Source organism: Pseudonocardia sp. EC080619-01, from assembly GCF_001420995.1.
GTDB lineage: Bacteria > Actinomycetota > Actinomycetes > Mycobacteriales > Pseudonocardiaceae > Pseudonocardia.
Genome location: NZ_CP012184.1, coordinates 3,520,762 through 3,538,728 on the forward strand (window position 1 = coordinate 3,520,762; position 17,967 = coordinate 3,538,728).

Genomic DNA, 17,967 nt, shown 5'->3' on the forward strand with positions numbered 1-17,967 from the left:
CGGGTGGCGTCCGGGTGGCGTCACCCGCTCCACCGGGTTTGCGATCACCTAGTGCTGAACCCGCGGTGAACGCGGGCCGAACAGTGTCGCGCGGGCGGGTCGCGGGCGTCACCATCCGGGGTCCGGCGCTGGCCAGAGGGCACCCCCGCTTGCCTACGATGCCCCCGTGACCACGCTCGCGTGGCTGATCGCGGTCGTCGCGCTCGGCCTGGGCCTGCTGGCCGGGGCCGCGCTGGCGCGGCGTCCGTCCGCCGGCCGCCCCGCCCGCCGCACCGCCGTCGCGTCCCGCACCCCGGACGACCGGCCGTCCGCCGCGGCACCCACCCTCGGGGAGCTGCTGCACCGCACGTTCCGCCAGTCGGACTCCGGCCTGGCCGTCGTCGGTGCCGCGGGTGACGTGCTGCTGCACAACCCGCGGGCCGCCGCGCTCGGCGCCGTCACCGAGGACCGGCTGGACCCCCGCGCCTGGGCCGCCTGCCAGCGCGTGCAGGCCGGGGACCGGCTGCTCGAGGTCGATCTCTCCCCGCTGGACCGCACCCCGCGCGGGCCGGTCGCGGTGCAGGCGAGGATCCACGCCCTCGGCGACGGGTTCACCCTGGTCGAGGCCGTCGACACCTCCGAGGTGGCACGGCTGGAGGCCACCCGCCGCGACTTCGTCGCCAACGTCAGCCACGAGCTCAAGACGCCGGTCGGCGCGGTCGCGCTGCTGGCCGAGGCGCTGCTCGACACCCTCGAGGGCCTGGACCCGGCCGAGGGCTCCGAGGACGACGCCGCCGAGGTCCGGCGGTTCGGCGAGAAGCTGCTCCGCGAGGCCACCCGGATGGGCAACCTCGTCTCCGAGCTGATCGCCCTGTCCCGGCTGACCGGCGCCGAGCGGCTGCCCGAGCTGGCCGCCGTCGAGGTCGACGACGTCGCCTCCGAGGCGCTGGCCCGCAGCCGCAACTCCGCGGAGTCGCACGGCGTCGAGATCACCGCCGACGGACCCTCCGGGCTGGTCGTCGACGGGGACCGGACGTTGCTCGTCACGGCGCTGACCAACCTCGTCGAGAACGCGATCGCGTACTCGCCCACCGACTCGTCGGTGTCGGTGAGCCGGCGGGAGGTCGGCGGCTCGGTCGAGATCGCCGTCACCGACCGCGGCATCGGCATCGCCCCGGAACACCAGAAGCGGGTGTTCGAGCGCTTCTTCCGGGTCGACCCGGCCCGGTCCCGCGCGACCGGCGGCACCGGGCTCGGCCTGGCGATCGTCAAGCACGTCTGCGCGAACCACGGCGGTGAGGTGCGGCTGTGGAGCCGTCCCGGCACCGGCTCGACGTTCACCATGCGGCTCCCCGCCCGGCTGGGCGTCGAGGGCCCCAGGGGGGCGGCCGGTAGCGAGACCCCCGAGACCGCGACAACCGGAGGATGAGATGACCAGGGTGCTGATCGTGGAGGACGAGGAGTCCTTCGCCGACCCGCTCGCGTTCATGCTGCGCAAGGAGGGCTTCACCACGGCCGTCGCGGCCAACGGCAACGACGCGCTGAGCGAGTTCGACCGCAACGGCGCCGACATCGTGCTGCTCGACCTCATGCTCCCCGGCATGAGCGGCACCGACGTCTGCAAGGCGCTCCGCTCCCGCTCCGCCGTCCCCGTGATCATGGTGACGGCCCGGGACAGCGAGATCGACAAGGTGGTCGGGCTGGAGCTCGGCGCCGACGACTACGTCACCAAGCCGTACTCGGCCCGCGAGCTGATCGCCCGCGTCCGCGCCGTGCTCCGCCGCGGCGGCGAGGCCACCGGCGAGACCGAGAGCGGCAACGGGATCCTCGAGGCCGGCCCGGTCCGGATGGACGTCGAGCGGCACGTCGTGTCGGTGAACGGCGACGACGTCCCGCTCCCGCTCAAGGAGTTCGACCTGCTCGAGTACCTGCTCCGCAACGTCGGGCGGGTGCTCACCCGGGCCCAGCTGATCGACCGGGTGTGGGGCGCGGACTACGTCGGCGACACGAAGACGCTCGACGTCCACGTGAAGCGCCTGCGCTCCAAGGTGGAGGACGACCCGTCGACGCCGAAGCACCTGGTCACCGTGCGCGGACTGGGCTACAAGTTCGATGTGTGACGTGGTGGCCGTCCGGGAGTGGATAACGGCTCGGTAACCTGACACCCGTGCGACTGGCCGTCCTAGACGTGGGGTCCAACACCGTTCATCTGCTCGTGGTGGATGCGCACCGTGGTGCCCACCCGAAGCCGATGTCCTCGGACAAGGACCAGCTCCGGCTGGCCGAGCACCTGGACCGCAAGGGTGCGCTGACCAAGGAGGGCGTCAAGGCGCTCCTGGAGAGCGTGCACCGGGCCCGGGACACGGCCCGTGCCGCCGGGTGCGACGACCTGATGGCGTTCGCGACCTCGGCGCTGCGCGACGCCACCAACTCGGCCGAGGTGCTCGCGCTCGTGCAGCGCGAGACCGGGGTGACCCTCGAGGTGCTGCCCGGCGAGGACGAGGCCCGCTGGACCTTCTTCGCCGTCCGCCGGTGGTGCGGCTGGTCGGCCGGGCGCCTGCTGGTGCTCGACATCGGGGGCGGGTCGCTGGAGCTCGCCGTCGGCCGGGACGAGACGCCGGACGTCGCCGCCTCGGTGCCGCTCGGCGCCGGGCGCCTGACCCGCGAGGCGTTCTCCGCCGACCCGCCGCCCCGCGCCGAGCTGACGGCGCTGGCCGAGCGGGTCCGCGACGAGCTCGCCCCGGTGGCCGGACGGCTGCGCGCCGGTGGCCGCCCGGATCGCGCGGTGGGCACGTCGAAGACCTTCCGGACGCTCGCCCGGCTCGCCGGCGCCGCGCCGTCCAGCGCGGGCCCGCGGACCCACCGCACGCTCACCGCGCAGGGGCTGCGCCAGCTCTCCGGGTTCGTGACCCGGATGTCCGGCCCGGACCTCGCGGAGCTGGACGGGGTCAGCGCCAGCCGCGCGCACCAGCTCGTCGCCGGGACGGTCGTCGCGCAGGCCGCGATGGACGCGCTGGGGGTCGACGAGCTCGACATCTGTCCGTGGGCGTTGCGTGAGGGCGTGATCCTCCGGCGGTTCGACATGCTCGACGGAACGAACGGGGACGACCGCTCGGCGCACGTTTCCGGGGGTGGGCTTGGACCCTTGACAACACACAGGGCACGGTGGTCGGGATGAGTGTGGACAGCCCAGAGCCGCGGCAGCGGACGGTCGCCGAGCTGCTCGCCGCCAATGGCGGCTCCCAGAGCGGACGGCGCCGTCGCCGGCGTGCGTCCGAGGACGACGACGGCCCGCCGCCCGGCTCCGGTGGTCCCGCCCCCGAGGCACAGGCGGGGCCTGCGCCCCGCCGTCCGGCCCCCGCGGAGCGCGGTCCCGGCGGTCCCGCCGGGTGGCCCGCCGACGGCGTCGCCCCGCGCGGCGGGGACGCCCCGGCGCCGGGTGAGCACCCGTCGTTCCCGTCCCGCAGGCCCGCTCCGCCCGAGGCCCCGTTCGTGCCCAACGGCAACGCCCCGAACGGGACCCCGCCGAACGGCGGTGCGCCCTATGGCACGCCCTTCGGTGCCCCGAACGGCGCCGGTCCGAACGGCGCCGGTCCGAACGGCGCAGGTCCGAACGGCGCCCCGCACGGCCCGAACGGTCACGGTCCGAACGGTGCCGGGCCGCAGGCGTTCGCGCCGAACGGCCGTCCCGCCCCGAACGGCGCCCCGCCCGCACCCGACGGCGCGCAGCGTGGCCCGTTCCGGCCCGACGACGGCTACGGCCCCCCGGACGCGGGCCCGTACGGCTCCGAGGGCGCCGACGAGATCCCGACCAGCCGCATGAACGCCCGCCGCCCCGCGGCCGGCGACCCCGACGGCGGTCCGCCCACCCAGTTCGGCGCCCCGGCGCTCACCGACGACGACGGCGCCCCGTACGACGGCGCCCCGTACGGCAGTGCCCCCTACGGCAGTGCCCCGGCCGACGCGGGCCCGCCGACCGGCGCCTACGACCCGTTCGCCGACGACGGGGACAGCGGCGAGTGGGAGCGGGACCCGCACGCCGACGGCGGCCGGACCGGTGTCCTGCCCCGCCCGCGCCCCGACGCCGACGAGTACGACGACTACGAGGACCACGGCGAGCTCGAGCACGGCGCCCTCCCCGACGACGACGGGCAGCCGCGCCGCCGCCGCTCCCGCGACGAGGCCCAGCCGCCCGCCGGTCTGGACGACGCCGCGTCCGCGGGTGCCGCGGGAACGGGCCAGGCCTGGGCGGTCGTCATCGCGCAGTGGATCGGTGGCGCCGTCGCCGGTGCCGGGATCTGGGTGCTGTTCCGGTTCCTCTGGTTCTCCTTCCCGATCGTCGCGCTGGCGCTCGCGGTCGTACTGACCGTCGGCCTCGTGCTCGGCGTGCGGGCGCTGCTGCGCAACGACGACCTGAAGACCACGCTGTTCGCGGTGCTGGTCGGGCTGCTGCTGACGGTGTCCCCGGCGATCCTGGTGCTGCTGGACAGGTAACGATGAGCGACCGGGAGACGACTCCACGTCATGTGACGTCGTCGCCCCTGCCCGGATCCGCCGTCGCCCCGCTCCCGGTTCCCGTCGCGCTGTCCACCGCCTCGGTCTACCCGGAGGGTGTGGCGGCCGGTTTCGAGATCGCCGCCGAGCTGGGCTACGACGGCGTCGAGCTCATGATCTGGACCGACCCGGTCAGCCAGGACCCGCGGGCGATCGAGCGGCTGGCGCACCGGCACGGTGTCCCGGTGCTCGCGGTGCACGCGCCCTGCCTGGCCGTCACCCAGCGGGTGTGGGGCGCCGACCCCGTGCACCGGCTCCGCCGCACCGTCGAGGTCGCCGCCCGGCTCGGCGCGCGGACGGTCGTCGTCCACCCGCCGTTCCGCTGGCAGCGCCGCTACGCCGACGTGTTCGGCGACGAGGTCGCGCGGGCGTTCGAGCACGACGGTGTCACGCTCCCGGTGGAGAACATGTTCCCGGTGAAGCGGGGCTCGATCAGCACCGTGCCGTACGCGCTCGGCCACGACCCGACCGACATCGGGTACGGCGCCTACACCCTCGACCTGTCGCACACCGCCGCCGCCGAGGTCGACGCGCTCGACCTCATGGCGCGGATGGGTGACCGGCTGACCCACCTGCACCTCACCGACGGCTCCGGGGCCCCGCGGGACGAGCACCTGGTCCCGGGCCGTGGCGCCCAGCCGTGCGCCGAGGTGTGCCAGGCACTCGCCGACGGCGCGTTCGCCCGCGACGGGGGCACCGTCGTCCTCGAGGTGTCCACCCGCCGCTGCCGCACCCGCCAGGAGCGCACCGGCCTGCTCGCCGAGTCGCTGCTGTTCGCGCGGCTGCACCTCGCGCCGACCGTCCCGGCCGGCGTCGGCGGCTCCCGCTGACCGTCCACCCCGGTTCTACCCATGGGTAACCTGAGCCCATGAGCGGCACGACGGTCGATACCGGACGTCCCTTCGCGGACGCGCACGTCCTCGACGATCTCGGCGACGGCAGGTTCCGCGCCGGCCTCGACGACGTCTGGGCGGTCGGCCCGAAGGCGTTCGGCGGGCTGCTGATGGTGCTGATGGCCAAGGCGGGGCTCACCCGGCTGTCCGCCGACGGCTCCCCGGCCGTCGACCCGCTGGCGGTCTCGGCGGACTTCCTGCGCGCGCCCGACCTCGCGCCCGTGGAGCTGGAGGCGACCCCGCTGAAGATCGGCCGCACGATCTCGTCGGTCGCGGTACGGCTGACCCAGGCCGGGAAGCTGATGCTGCACGCGACCGTCACCGCGGGCGTCCTCCCCGGCGGGGAGCCGCGCTGGGACACCGCGGTCGGGCTCGGTCCCGACCCGGCCGCCGACGCCGTCGACCCCGCGTCCGCGCAGGGCGGCGCCCGCGGGCTGGCCTCCGCCTGCGAGCTGCGCTACCCGGCGGACGCGCTGCCGTTCCTGCGCGGGGAGACCGGGCCCCCGGAGATGTCGGGCTGGGTGCGCCCGCGCGGCGAGGAGCCGGACGTCCTGTTCGCGCTGCTGGCCGGCGACATCCTCCCGCCGACCGTGTTCAACCTCGGCGGACGTCCGGGCTGGGCGCCCACGGTGCAGCTCACCGCGCTGCTGCGCGGCCGTCCGTCGCCCGGCTGGCTGCGGGTCGACTCCCGCTCCCGCACCGTATCGGGGACCCAGTTCGACGAGGACGTCACCGTCGTCGACGCGACCGGGCGCACGGTGTGCCAGGCCCGTCAGCTCGCCCTCGCACCGCTGGGCGGGTAGCGGGTTCCTAGGCTGCCGCCCATGACTGGGACACGGATCGCGGTACTGGGTGGCGGACGGATCGGCGAGGCGCTGCTCGGCGGGTTGCTCGCCGCCGGGCGGGACGCCGGGGAGCTGGTGTTCTCCGAGAGGTTCCCGGAGCGCGCCGCCCAGCTGTCCGCCGAGCTGGGGGTGGCCGCCGAGCCGGCCGCCGATGCGGTGCGCGGCGCCGGGACGGTCGTCGTCGCGGTGAAGCCGCAGGACGTCGTCGCGCTGCTCGGCGAGATCGGCGGGGCACTGGACGAGGGCACCCTCGTGGTGTCGCTGTGCGCGGGCCTGCCGACGTCGCTGTTCGAGGGGGCGCTGCCCGCGGGGACGCCGGTCGTGCGGGTCATGCCGAACACCCCGATGCTGCTCGGGGCCGCGATGTGCGCGATCTCCCCGGGCGCCCACGCCGGCGACGGGCACCTCGCCGAGACCGAGGCGCTGCTCGGCACCGTCGGGGCGGTGCTGCGGATCGACGAGGCCAAGCAGGACGCCGCCACCGCGGTCTCCGGCTCCGGACCGGCCTACTTCTTCCTGGTCGCCGAGGCCATGATCGAGGCCGGGGTGGCGCTCGGGCTGACCCGGCCGGCCGCGACCGAGCTGACGGTGCAGACCGCGCTCGGTGCCGCCCGGATGCTGCGGGAGACCGGCGAGCACCCGGCGGTGCTGCGGGAGAACGTCACCTCCCCGGCCGGGACGACGGCGGCGGCCCTGCGCGAGCTGGAGCGGCACGGCCTGCGGTCGGCGTTCGCGGACGCCGTGACCGCCGCCCACGACCGGTCCGTGGCCCTCGGTCGGGGGTGACGACCACCGGAGGCCACCCTCCGTCATCCCCCGATCAGCGCATCGGACGACCCGTCGTCACCCCGACGCGCCCGACCGTTCCCCGATCGGGCCCCCCTCCGGCGGACCGATCGTCACATCCGTCCCGGTAGACTGCTCACGCATCCCCCACCACCGGGCGTCCGGGGGCACTGGTCGGGGGAGGAAGGCGGTGCCCGATGGCGGCGGAACGTCCCGAGCCCCTGCGGCCGGCCCAGGTCCAGTTCCTGACGGTGGCCGAGGTGGCCTCGATGATGCGGGTCTCCAAGATGACCGTGTACCGGCTGGTGCACTCGGGTGAGCTGCCGGCCGCGCGCGTCGGCCGTTCGTTCCGGGTGCCGCAGCGCGCCGTCGAGGACTACCTGCGCAACGCCTACTTCGACGCGGGCTGATCGCGGGACCGTCCCCCGTACGGTGGTCCCCCGGTCCCGGGGTGTCACGGCACCCCGGTAGACTCGTTCTCCGGCTGCCGACTCCCACCGGTCGCACGGCCTGCTCCGTCGTTCCGGCGGGTGCGGGCGGCCCGCCTCGAGGCCACCCGGTGGTGCGGTCGCGGGCGATCTGCGTCGATACAGGAGGAGCACCCATGGGCTCGGTCATCAAGAAGCGCCGCAAGCGGATGTCGAAGAAGAAGCACCGCAAGCTGCTGCGCAAGACCCGGGTGCAGCGCCGCAAGCTCGGCAAGTGACTCGCGCACCGGCCGCGTACCCGCTCATCGGCGGGTGCGCGGCCGGTGTCGTTCACGGGGCCGCACACGGCGTTCACAGACTCGTCACGCCGTTCCCGTCCGCGGCCGTGCCCACGACGACCGCCACGCACTAGGATCGGTCCGGTCGTCCACCGTTCCTGCGGTGTCTCCGCGTGGTCCGCAGGCTCCGTCCAGTGAGGTCGCCCCATGTCGTCGCCGACCCCGAACGTCGTGCTCGTCACCGGCGTGAGCGGTTACCTCGGCGGTCACCTCGCGGCGCGGCTGGCGGCGAACCCGGACATCGACCGGGTGCTCGGTGTCGACACCGTCCCGCCGCCGCGGGACCTGCTGCGGCGCATGGGCCGCGCCGAGTTCGTGCGCGCCGACATCCGCAACCCGCTGATCGCCAAGGTCATCTCCACCGCCGGGGTCGACACCGTCGTCCACGCGTCGCTGTCGGCCAGCCCCGCCTCCTCGGGCGGCCGCGCGACGATGAAGGAGATGAACGTCATCGGCACGATGCAGCTGCTCGCCGCGTGCCAGAAGGCGCCGAGCGTGCGGCGGGTCGTGCTGAAGTCGACGACCGCGGTCTACGGCTCCAGCTCCCGCGACCCCGCGGTGTTCGACGAGGCGACCGGGGCGAAGGACCTCCCCTCGGGCGGCTACGCCAAGGACGCCGCGGAGATCGAGGGCTACCTGCGGGGGTTCAGCCGCCGCCGGCCGGACGTCACGGCGACGGTGCTGCGGTTCGCGAACTTCATCGGCCCGCGCATCGACACCGTGCTGACCCGGTACTTCGCGCTGCCCGTCGTGCCGACGGTGCTCGGGTACGACGCGCGGATCCAGCTCCTGCACGAGGAGGACGGGCTCGCCGTCCTGGAACGGGCCGCCACCCACGAGCTCCCCGGGGTCTACAACGTCGCCGCGCACGGTGTGCTGATGCTGTCCCAGGCGATCCGGCGCGCGGGCAAGATCGCGCTGCCGGTACCCAGCACCGCGGTCGCCCCGGTCAGCCGGGTGCTGCGCGGTGCCCGGGTGGTCGACTTCTCGCCGGAGCAGATGCGGTTCCTCAACTTCGGCCGGGTCGTCGACCTGACCCGGCTGATCGACGACTTCGGGTTCGAACCCCGGTGGACGACCACGCAGGCGTTCGACGACTTCGTCCGGGGCAAGGCGCTGAGCCCGGTGCTCGGCACGGAGCGGATCGCGTCGGCCGAACGCGGCCTGCTCGGTCTCGCACGGGCACTCCGCTGAGGGCGCCGGCATGAAGGCACGCGAGAAGCAGGAGGGCGACGGCATGGCCGAGGCGCGGGTGATCCCGATCCGGGGCAACCGGGGACCAGCCCGCCCCGCGCGGGACGAGGAACCGGCGCGCCCGACCGCGGTGCCACCGGTTCCGGACGCCGACGACGACGAGCAGCCGGCCTGGGAGGCGGGGCTCGAGCAGGTGCTGGAGTTCCTCCGGCGCCGCCTCGGCGGTGACTACCAGGTCGACGAGTTCGGATTCGATCCCGAGCTGACCGAGGCCCTGGTGCTGCCCGTGCTGCGCCCGCTCTACCAGCGCTGGTTCCGGGTGGAGACGATCGGCACCCACCACATCCCGGAGACCGGGGGCGCGCTGCTCGTCGCGAACCACTCCGGCACCCTGCCGCTGGACGCGGTGATGACCACGGTCGCCGTGCACGACGACCATCCCGCGAACCGGCACCTGCGGCTGCTCGGCGCGGACCTGATGTTCACGATGCCGGTCTCGGGCTCGCTGGCCCGCAAGTCCGGCGCGACCCTGGCGTGCAACCCCGACGCCGAGCGGCTGATGAGCTCCGGCGAGATCGTCGGCGTCTTCCCGGAGGGGTTCAAGGGCATCGGCAAGCCCTTCCGTGACCGCTACAAGCTGCAGCGCTTCGGCCGCGGCGGCTTCGTCTCCGCGGCGCTGCGCACCGGCGTGCCGATCATCCCGTGCTCGATCGTCGGGGCCGAGGAGATCTACCCGAAGCTCGGTGACCTGGCGCCGCTCGCGCGGCTCCTCGGTGCGCCGTACTTCCCGATCACCCCGACGTTCCCGCTGCTCGGCCCGGCGGGTCTCGTCCCGCTGCCGTCGAAGTGGTACATCGAGTTCGGCGAGCCGATCCGCACCGACGGCCACACCGCCGCCGACGCCGAGGACCCGATGCTGGTGTTCAACCTGACCGACCAGGTCCGGGAGACCATCCAGCACACGCTGTACCGGCTGCTGTCCCAGCGCCGGAACGTCTTCCTGGGCTGACCGGGCGCCGGTCCCGGTGCCCGGTCACTTCTTGCGGTAGGCCATCCCGGCGGCGACGGCCCCCGCGACGGCGCCGGCGCCGAGCACCGACGGCACCCCGATCCGGGCCGCCTTGCGGCCGGTCCGGAAGTCGCGGATCTGCCAGTTCCGGGCCTTCGCGACGTCCCGCAGCTCCGAGTCCGGGTTGACCGCGACCGCGGTCCCCACGGCGGACAGCATCGGCACGTCGTTCACCGAGTCGGAGTAGGCGGTGCAGCGGCGCAGGTCGAGCCCCTCCGACGCGGCCAGTGCACGCACGGCGTGCGCCTTCGCCGGGCCGTGGAGGATCTCGCCGACCAGGCGCCCGGTGTAGAGGCCGTCGACGGACTCCGCGACCGTCCCCAGCGCTCCGGTGAGGCCGAGCCGCCGGGCGATGATGCGGGACAGCTCGATCGGCGTCGCCGTGACCAGCCAGACCCGCTGGCCGGCGTCGAGGTGCATCTGGGCGAGCGCCCGGGTGCCGGCCCAGATCCGGTCGGCCATCAGCTCGTCGTAGATCTCCTCGCCGAGGGAGACGACCTCGTCGACCGGCCGCCCCGCGACGAACGAGAGCGCGGTGTCCCGGTGCCCGGCGATGCCGCCCTTGTCCTCGCGGCCACCGATCCGGAACTTGAGCTGCTGCCAGGCGAACCCGGCCAGGTCCGAGGTGGTGAAGAACTTCCGTGCGGCGAGCCCGCGGGCGAAGTGGAAGATCGAGGCGCCGACCATCATCGTGTTGTCGACGTCGAAGAACGCCGCGGCGGTCAGGTCCGGCGGCGGGGCGTCGGCGTCGGGCGGTTCGTGCTCGGCGTGCTCCGCGGCGACGGCGGCCGCGGCGGACGCCTGACCCGCCCGCTGTGCGGGATCGAGCGCGGTCGCCTGTTCCAGCACGCCGGGCTCCTCCGCGAGCCCGGTGTCGGTCCCGGCGCCGGTCGCGTCGAGTCGGACCTCGTCCGGAGCGGACCCGGGATCACTCACCACGGCGGCCTTCCTGGTGCGACGGCGTCACGCGCTCCGAGGGGGCTCGGGCGCTCTCCCAGCCTACTGGCGGGACACGGGTGCGGGCCCGGCCCGGAGCGTGATGCTCCGGACCGGGCCCGCGTACCGACGTTCGAACGTCCTGGTCAGCCGAGGGTGACCGGGCCGAGACCCGGCAGCAGCGGCGGGATGGTGATCGACAGACCGTCGTCGTCCTGCGACTTCTCCTGCGACGGGCTGCTCGGCGAGCTGCTCGACGACGAACCGCCACCCAGCAGCGGCAGGCCGCCACCGGAGTCACCGGACCCGGTCTCGCTGGTCGGCGACTCGGACGTCGACGTCTCCGGGCTCGTGGTCTCCGAGGTCGGAGCCTCACTGCTCGACGGCGCCGTGCTGCCCTCCGGGGTCGCCGTCGCCGTCGCCGACTGCTTCGACGCGTCGACCGGAGCGCCGCCACCGGTGCGGCACTCACCCGGCACCGGGCCGAGATCGTCGACGGTGCCGCCGCTGTCCGCGGCACAACCGCTGTCGGCGCGCAGCGCCTCGGCCCGGGCGAGCACCCGGTCCAGCAGGCGGACGGCCTCGGCGGTCTCCGGACGGCTCTCGGCGGGCAGCTCCTCCTGGAGCCGCGAGATCCGGCCGGACTGGGCGGCGGCCCAGGTGCGCAGCTCGGCGAGCTCCGCCGCCTGGGCGCCACCGGTTCCGGAGCCGGTCAGCATCATGCGGCTGCCGGTGCTGGCGGCCCGGTCGAAGTCCTCCATGGCGGCGGCGACCGACGCCGGTGCGGGCGGGGTGGCCCGCGCCATCAGGTTCTCCAGCTCGTCCACCCGCGAGCGCGCGAGATCGAGCTGGCGGGAGGCCTCGGCCTGGTCGCCGACGGTGAAGGCGCCGCCGATGCTCTCGTTGGCCCGCTTCACCCCGTACATCGCGTCACCGGGCAGCGCGTCGCGGCTGACCGTGGAGGTCACGCCGGCGATCACGGCCAGCGCCGCGAAACCGCCGACGACGACGCCGAACCGCTTCCGGACGCTCGGCCGCCTGCGGTCGAGCATCCGCGGTCCCGACGGGCGCACGGTCTCCTCCCGGCCGGGGCCGGCGTCCGCGTCGCGGGCGGGGCCCGCGGCGGCGCCGACCGGCAGGCCGGGGTGGTCCGGGTGGTCGCTGGGCAGCACGTGCCTGCCGCCGCGCCGCGAGCGCGACGAGCGGGCGCCGGGGTCGTCCGCGACCGGGGTCCGCTCACCGGCGGACGCACGGTTCGAGACGGCCTCCCAGTCGAGGTCGTCGGCGATCGGCGGGCCGATCGGCGCGGTCAGGTCGGAGAGCTCGGAGCGGTTCCCGACCGGCCGCGGTGCCGGGGCACCGGCGGGCGGCTGCTCGGGGCGGCCCACGCCCTCCTGGGCCAGCACGTCGAACAGCCGCTGCCGCATCCGTGCCGACGCGTGCGGGTCCGGTGAGAGGTCGCGGCGCGAGCGGTCCAGCGCCGCGGCCAGTGCGATCTCGTGGGCCAGCTCCTCCGACGCAGGGGCACCCGCCGGGGCGCGGTCGAAACCGTCCTCCGCCGGATACCTGTCGTCCCATGCCCTGGGCATGCCGTCCGTCCTCACTGCAGTCTCGCGCTGCTCGTCGGCGCTAACCTGGCGCGCTCGTCTGCACAACGACCGATCGGCCGCGAGGTTACGGGTCCACTACCGTTCACCGCATCGAGTAGTGCGCTCACCGCAGTGTTTCGCACCCCCTCTCGCGTCCCGGCGGCTCGTGCCGCTGAGGCGCTCACCGCAGGCCGTCCGGGAGGAGCTGGGCCAGCCGGCGCACGGCGCGGTGCTGGAGGGCCTTCACGGCCCCCTCGTTGCGGTCCATCAGTTCGGCGGTCTCCGCGACCGACAGGCCGCGGAGGAACCGGTACTGGATGCACTCGCGCTGGTCGGCGTTGAGCTTGGCGACCGACGCGAGCAGCTCGTCGTTCGTCGCCATGTCGAGGACCTGCTGCTCCGGCCCGCCGGTGGCGGGGGAGTGCTCGACCATCTCCGACGTCGTCTGCTCCAGCCGGTACCGGCTGGACTTCACGTAGTCGAAGATCAGGTTCCGGGCGATGGTCACGAACCAGGCGCCGATGTCGCGGCCCTGGTAGCTGACCGAGGAGATCCGGCGCAGCGCGCGCACGAAGGTCTCCTGGGTGACGTCCTCGGCGAACGCGCGGTCGCCCATCCGGAACAGGACGTACCGGAACACCACGTCGTGGTAGCGCTCGTAGAGCTCGCCGAAGGCCCCGGCGTCACCGGCCTGGCACGCCTCGACGAGCGCCCAGGAGCTGTTCGCGTCCTCGACGGCACGGGCGGCCTCGTCGGCCGGGTCCTGCTCCGGGCGGGGCAGGTCCTGGGAGATCTGCGGCGCCTGGCGTGGTGCCGGCATCTCGCGCTCGGGACCCGATCGGGTGTTTCGGCCGTCGGGGGTGTGAGCGGCGGGCTGAGCGGGGTAGTCGGAGTGAGCGTCGACCAGGGGAGCGGACGCGATCGGCCCCGTCGGCTGGGACGGCGCTGAGGTCGCTGAAGTCACGGACACCTCCCCGTCCGGCTGGGGGCGGACGGCGTCGGGTCGGTCTCGGCGGGGATCGGGGGCCCCACCGGGACGGACGGCTGGATCAACTGCGGTCTCGGGTCGTTCTCGCGGCCGGAAGAGCCGCTGCGGTCGCATCGGCCGGGTCATGGATCCCGGGGGGTCGGACGCCGGCGTGCGCGACACGTCCCGGTGGGTCCGGCACGGCGCGGGGCGTCCTGCCCGGCGCGGTGCCGTGCGGCGCCCGGGGCGCTGCTCAGCGGTGCGCTGGCGACGAGCTGCATGCCACTCCCTCGGGTGAGTCGCGCGTCGAACCGGCGGTTCGCGCGTTGAACCTCGTGTAGCGGCGGAGCATAAACGGTGATCGAGTGGTGCACGGCACTCGCCGCCTTTCACCGTGCCCCGGTCCGGCGAGCGGCCCCTTACGCGCGGTCAGTGAACCGTTAGCTGAGCGTGTCCGAATCGACACGGTTCGTATGCGGCGATGAGCGGTGCCGGTGTCGGGCAGCGGTTTGCCAGACTGTTCCCGCCGCCGTCCGCCGAGGAGAGACCCGTGCCGAGTTCCGCTGCCGCTGCCGCCGGTCCCACCGGGGACGACCCCGTCCACCTGGCGGACCTCGTCGCCCGCAACGCCGCCGGGCGTCCCGGGCACGACGCCGTCCGTGACCTGACCGGCGACACACCGCTCACCCTGTCCTGGGCCGCGTTCGACGGCGCGATCAGCGCCGAGGCGGCCCGGCTGCGTGCGGCGGGCGTCCGCCCGGGCGACCGGGTGGCGATCGGCCTGCCGGACGGGGCCGCGTACTGCGTGGCGGTGTTCGGCGCGCTGCGGGCCGATGCCGTCGCCGTGCCGTTCGGCGCGGGCTCGGTCACCCGCGAGCTGGAGATCGTGTTCGAGCAGGCGGGCCCGTCGGTCGTCGTGGCCGCTGCCGACGACCGCGTCGCCACCGGCTGCGCCGAGGGCGCCGGGGCGACCCTGCTCGCCCCGCCCGACCCGTCGGCGCCACCGCCGGACGCGCCGCCCGCCGAGCGTGGACCGGCCGACCCGGAGCGCATCGCCGTCATCGTCTTCACCTCCGGCACGACCGGCCGCCCGCGCGGGGTGCAGCTGAGCCACCGCGCGCTGCTGGCCAACCGGCGGCAGGCCGCCGAGCTGCGCCCCGCGCCGGTGAACGGCGTCGACCGGGTGCTGCTCGCGCTGCCGCTGTTCCACGTCTACGGGCTCGCCGCCGGCCTGCTGCAGGTCTGCTGGGCCGGGGCGACCGTCGTCCTCCCGGGCCGGTTCGAACCCGGCCGGGTCCTCGCCGCCGTCGTCGACGAGCGGGTGAGCGTGATCGCCGGGGTCCCGTCGATGTTCCGGATGCTGCTCGACCGGGCCGGTCCGGACGGGGACCCGGGCGACCTGCACCGGGCGATGGGCGGGGTGCGGCTGTGCACCTCCGGCGGCGCGCCGCTGCCCGCGGCCTGGCTCGCCGACTTCCGCGCCGCGACCGGTCTGGACCTGCACGAGGGCTACGGCCTGTCCGAGGGCGGCCCGGTGATCACCAGCAACGACCCCGGCCGGCCCGCCAAGCCGGGCTCGGTCGGGCGGCCGCTGCCGGGCGTCGAGCTGCGGCTGGTGGACGCCGCGGGCCGCCCGCTCGACGACCCGGAGCCCGAGCCCGACGCCGACGAGATCGACCTCGACGTCGGCTCCGACCCGGGCGACGACACCGGCCTGATCGCGCTGCGCGGGCCGAACCTGTTCTCCGGCTACTGGCCGGACGGCGCCGGCGGCCCGGACGCCGACGGCTGGTTCGTGACGGCCGACGTCGGCTACCTCGATCCGGACGGCGACCTCTTCCTGGTCGACCGCTCGTCGGACCTGGTGATCGTGAACGGGTTCAACGTCTACCCGCGGGAGGTCGAGCAGGTGATCGCCGAGCTCGACGCGGTCGCCGAGGTCGCGGTGGTCGGCGTGCCCGACGACCGGACCGGCGCCGCGGTGAAGGCCGTCGTGGTGGCCGTGGCCGGCTCGGGACTGACCGAGGACGCCGTCGCCGAGCACTGCGCGGCCCGCCTGGCCCGGTTCAAGCGCCCCGCGGTCGTCTCGTTCGCGGGCGAGCTGCCGCGCACCCCCACCGGGAAGATCGCCCGCCGGACGCTGGCGAGGATGTGACCGTGCGCGTGCGGCTGCTGACCCGCCACGGCTGCCACCTCTGCGAGGAGGCCGCCGAGGTGCTCGCACGCGTGTGCGGCGAGACGGGAACCGGCTGGGACACCCTCGACGTCGACACCGACGACGAGCTGCGCGCCGAGTACGGCGACCAGGTGCCCGTGGTGCTCCTCGACGGCCGGGAGCACGACTCGTTCCGGGTCGACGAGGCGCGCCTGCGGGCGGACCTCGCCGCAGGTCCGTGAGCCCCGCCACAGATGCCGCGGCCCCCGCGGACGCCGTGCGCCCGGTGGTGCCCGCGCCGCGCGGTGCGCTCGCCGGACTGGCCGCGACCGCGCTCGGCGTCGGGGCCGGGCAGCTCGCCGCGCTCGTCGTCGCACCGCAGGCCGCGCCGGTCGGCGTGGTGGCGGGACAGGTCGTGGCCCGCACCCCGCCCGCGGTCGCCGAGCTCGCGACCGTCGTCGCCGGCGTCGGCAGCCGGCACGCGGTCGTCGCCGGGGTGGTGGTCGTGCTCGCGCTCGCCGCCGCCGGGGCCGGGGCCCTGTCCCGGCGCTCCGACCGCCCGGGTGTCGTGGGCCTGGCCGTGCTCGGGCTGCTGGGCGTCGTCGCCGCCGTGACCGCACCCGGGGCCGGTCAGCTGGACCTCGTCCCCAGCGCTGTCGCGGTAGTCGTCACCGTGACGACGTTCCGGCGGCTGTACCGGCTGGCGGCCCGCGTGCCGTCACCGTCGGCCGCCGGGACGCTGCCCGACGGCCGCCCGCTGCGGGAGTCGCTGACCCGGCGGCGGTTCCTCCGGGCCGGGGCGCTGGCCGGTGCGGGCGGATTCGTGCTGGGCGCCGGCGCGGCACTGACGGCGCCGCTGCTCCCGTCCGGGCGGATCGGCCCGGCCCGCGACGGGCTCACCGCCCGGCTGCGGGCGCTCGCCGCCGGCGGCCGGGTCGCGCCGGCACCCCCGCTGCCCGCCGGCGCCGCGTTCCCGGGCGGCGCGGCGTTCGCGACGCCCGTCGCGGACTTCTACCGGATCGACACCGCGCTGCGGGTGCCCTCGGTGGACCCCGCCTCCTGGGCGCTGCGGGTGCACGGGATGGTCGGCCGCGAGCTCACGCTCACCCTCGACGACCTGCTGGGACGCCCGCTGGTCGAGCGCTGGGTCACGATGTCCTGCGTCTCCAACGAGGTCGGCGGCGATCTCGTGTCCACCACCCGGTTCACCGGTGTCGAGCTGGCGCCACTGCTCGCCGAGGCGTCGCCGGACCCGGCCGCCGACCAGGTGCTGTCCACCTCCGTGGACGGCTGGACGGCGGGCAGCCCGGCCCCGCTGCTGCTGGACCGGGCGCGCGGCGCGCTCCTCGCCGTCGGGATGGAGGGGGAGGCGCTCCCGGTCGAGCACGGTTTCCCGGTGCGGATCGTCGTACCGGGGCTCTACGGCTACGTCTCGGCCACCAAGTGGGTCACCGACGTCGAGTTCACGACGTTCGCCGCCCGGGCCGACTACTGGCGGGCGCGGGGCTGGGACCCGCCGGGGCCGATGGAGACGGCGTCGCGGATCGACTCCCCGGCGTCGTACGCGAGCGTCCCGGCCGGCCGCGTCGTCGTCACCGGTACGGCGTGGGCGGTGCCGCGCGGGATCTCCCGGGTCGAGGTCGGCACCGGCGACGGCCGCTGGGTGGACGCCGAGCTCGCGCCGGTGCCCGCGGGTGGGGCGACCTGGCGGATGTGGCGGGCCGAGCTGGAGCTGCCGCCCGGTGGCTACACGGTGCAGTGCCGCGCGACCGACGGCGACGGCGCCGTCCAGACCGACGAGCGCCGCCCACCGCTGCCGGGGGCCGCGACCGGCCTGCCGTCCCGCACCGTCACCGTCGTCTGACCGCCGGCCGGTCCGGCTCCGAGACCTGCGTCACGGATGGTGGCGGGCGTCCGGTGACGGAGGTGTCGTGGACCTCGAAGTGGCCTCGGTCGCACGGTGAGCGGTTCGTGAGCATCGATCACCGGTAGGTCCAGGTCAGAGCCCGGAGAGAGCACGCGGAGGACCAAGATCGCAACTTTGTGCGGGCCTTCACAAGCGGCTACCGTGGGTTCCCGTCGCCGTGCCCGGCGGCATCGCCGCTCGTGCGGCACCGTGCCACCGGGCCAGCCCGCGCGGCGTCGACCGGCCGTCCGCCGACCGGTCCGCGCACGGGCACCGGTGACCGCACCCCTGGTGCCAGAGGTGCGGACAGCACAGCCCCGACCCGGAG

At 75.3% G+C, this 17,967-nt stretch carries 17 protein-coding genes; 14 read left to right on the forward strand and 3 right to left on the reverse strand.

Annotated elements, in window-relative coordinates:
- Positions 1-166: 166 nt before the first annotated feature.
- From AD017_RS16450 to AD017_RS16495, 11 genes are all read left to right on the forward strand, one after another.
- The gene (locus tag AD017_RS16450) at positions 167-1,408 is read left to right on the forward strand and encodes a cell wall metabolism sensor histidine kinase WalK (RefSeq protein ID WP_060574763.1); all 1,242 of its coding nucleotides are present in this window, start codon (positions 167-169) and stop codon (positions 1,406-1,408) included.
- 1 nt (position 1,409) lies between these two features.
- Entirely contained in the window at positions 1,410-2,099 is a 690-nt protein-coding gene (locus AD017_RS16455; RefSeq protein WP_010234386.1) for a response regulator transcription factor, read from the forward strand.
- A 47-nt stretch (positions 2,100-2,146) separates the two neighbouring features.
- The gene (locus AD017_RS16460) at positions 2,147-3,157 is read left to right on the forward strand and encodes a Ppx/GppA phosphatase family protein (RefSeq protein ID WP_060574764.1); all 1,011 of its coding nucleotides are present in this window, start codon (positions 2,147-2,149) and stop codon (positions 3,155-3,157) included.
- Positions 3,154-4,473 (forward strand): hypothetical protein, encoded by a 1,320-nt coding sequence (locus AD017_RS16465; protein WP_145984060.1) that lies wholly within the window; start codon positions 3,154-3,156, stop codon positions 4,471-4,473. Before AD017_RS16460 ends, AD017_RS16465 begins: the two co-directional genes overlap by 4 nt.
- A 2-nt stretch (positions 4,474-4,475) precedes the next feature.
- Positions 4,476-5,363: a sugar phosphate isomerase/epimerase gene (locus AD017_RS16470; protein ID WP_139323973.1), complete on the forward strand. Its 888-nt coding sequence runs from the start codon at positions 4,476-4,478 to the stop codon at positions 5,361-5,363.
- A 38-nt stretch (positions 5,364-5,401) separates the two neighbouring features.
- Positions 5,402-6,229, forward strand: coding sequence for a thioesterase family protein (locus AD017_RS16475; protein WP_010241345.1), 828 nt, complete (start codon positions 5,402-5,404; stop codon positions 6,227-6,229).
- A gap of 21 nt (positions 6,230-6,250) precedes the next feature.
- On the forward strand, positions 6,251-7,057 hold the full coding sequence (proC, locus tag AD017_RS16480; protein ID WP_060574766.1) for a pyrroline-5-carboxylate reductase: 807 nt from the start codon (positions 6,251-6,253) through the stop codon (positions 7,055-7,057).
- Positions 7,058-7,254: 197 nt separating this feature from the next.
- Entirely contained in the window at positions 7,255-7,467 is a 213-nt protein-coding gene (locus AD017_RS16485) for a helix-turn-helix domain-containing protein (protein WP_010241349.1), read from the forward strand.
- A 194-nt stretch (positions 7,468-7,661) separates the two neighbouring features.
- The gene (locus AD017_RS33465) at positions 7,662-7,763 is read left to right on the forward strand and encodes a 30S ribosomal protein bS22 (RefSeq protein ID WP_010241351.1); all 102 of its coding nucleotides are present in this window, start codon (positions 7,662-7,664) and stop codon (positions 7,761-7,763) included.
- Between the two features lie 207 nt (positions 7,764-7,970).
- Positions 7,971-9,017: an NAD-dependent epimerase/dehydratase family protein gene (locus tag AD017_RS16490; RefSeq protein ID WP_060574767.1), complete on the forward strand. Its 1,047-nt coding sequence runs from the start codon at positions 7,971-7,973 to the stop codon at positions 9,015-9,017.
- A 10-nt stretch (positions 9,018-9,027) separates the two neighbouring features.
- Positions 9,028-10,026: a lysophospholipid acyltransferase family protein gene (locus AD017_RS16495; RefSeq protein WP_010241353.1), complete on the forward strand. Its 999-nt coding sequence runs from the start codon at positions 9,028-9,030 to the stop codon at positions 10,024-10,026.
- A gap of 24 nt (positions 10,027-10,050) precedes the next feature.
- Here AD017_RS16495 and AD017_RS16500 read toward each other — a convergent pair whose 3' ends face one another.
- From AD017_RS16500 to AD017_RS16510, 3 genes are all read right to left on the reverse strand, one after another.
- A complete protein-coding gene (locus tag AD017_RS16500) occupies positions 10,051-10,935 on the reverse strand; it encodes an HAD family phosphatase (protein ID WP_033200521.1) in 885 nt (294 codons plus the stop codon).
- A 233-nt stretch (positions 10,936-11,168) separates the two neighbouring features.
- Positions 11,169-12,611 (reverse strand): DUF5667 domain-containing protein, encoded by a 1,443-nt coding sequence (locus AD017_RS34580; protein WP_060574768.1) that lies wholly within the window; start codon positions 12,609-12,611, stop codon positions 11,169-11,171.
- Positions 12,612-12,792: 181 nt separating this feature from the next.
- A complete protein-coding gene (locus AD017_RS16510; RefSeq protein WP_010237326.1) occupies positions 12,793-13,431 on the reverse strand; it encodes a sigma-70 family RNA polymerase sigma factor in 639 nt (212 codons plus the stop codon).
- A 697-nt stretch (positions 13,432-14,128) separates the two neighbouring features.
- Here AD017_RS16510 and AD017_RS16515 point away from each other — a divergent pair.
- The 3 genes from AD017_RS16515 to AD017_RS16525 are packed head-to-tail and all read left to right on the forward strand — an operon-like array spanning position 14,129 to position 17,597.
- Complete coding sequence (locus tag AD017_RS16515; RefSeq protein WP_060574769.1) at positions 14,129-15,733, forward strand: AMP-binding protein; 1,605 nt, start codon at positions 14,129-14,131, stop codon at positions 15,731-15,733.
- Between the two features lie 2 nt (positions 15,734-15,735).
- Positions 15,736-15,975 carry a glutaredoxin family protein gene (locus AD017_RS16520; protein WP_369821678.1) on the forward strand — a complete coding sequence of 80 codons (240 nt, stop codon included), beginning with the start codon at positions 15,736-15,738 and terminating at the stop codon, positions 15,973-15,975.
- On the forward strand, positions 15,972-17,597 hold the full coding sequence (locus tag AD017_RS16525; protein ID WP_227012766.1) for a molybdopterin-dependent oxidoreductase: 1,626 nt from the start codon (positions 15,972-15,974) through the stop codon (positions 17,595-17,597). Before AD017_RS16520 ends, AD017_RS16525 begins: the two co-directional genes overlap by 4 nt.
- Positions 17,598-17,967: the final 370 nt, after the last annotated feature.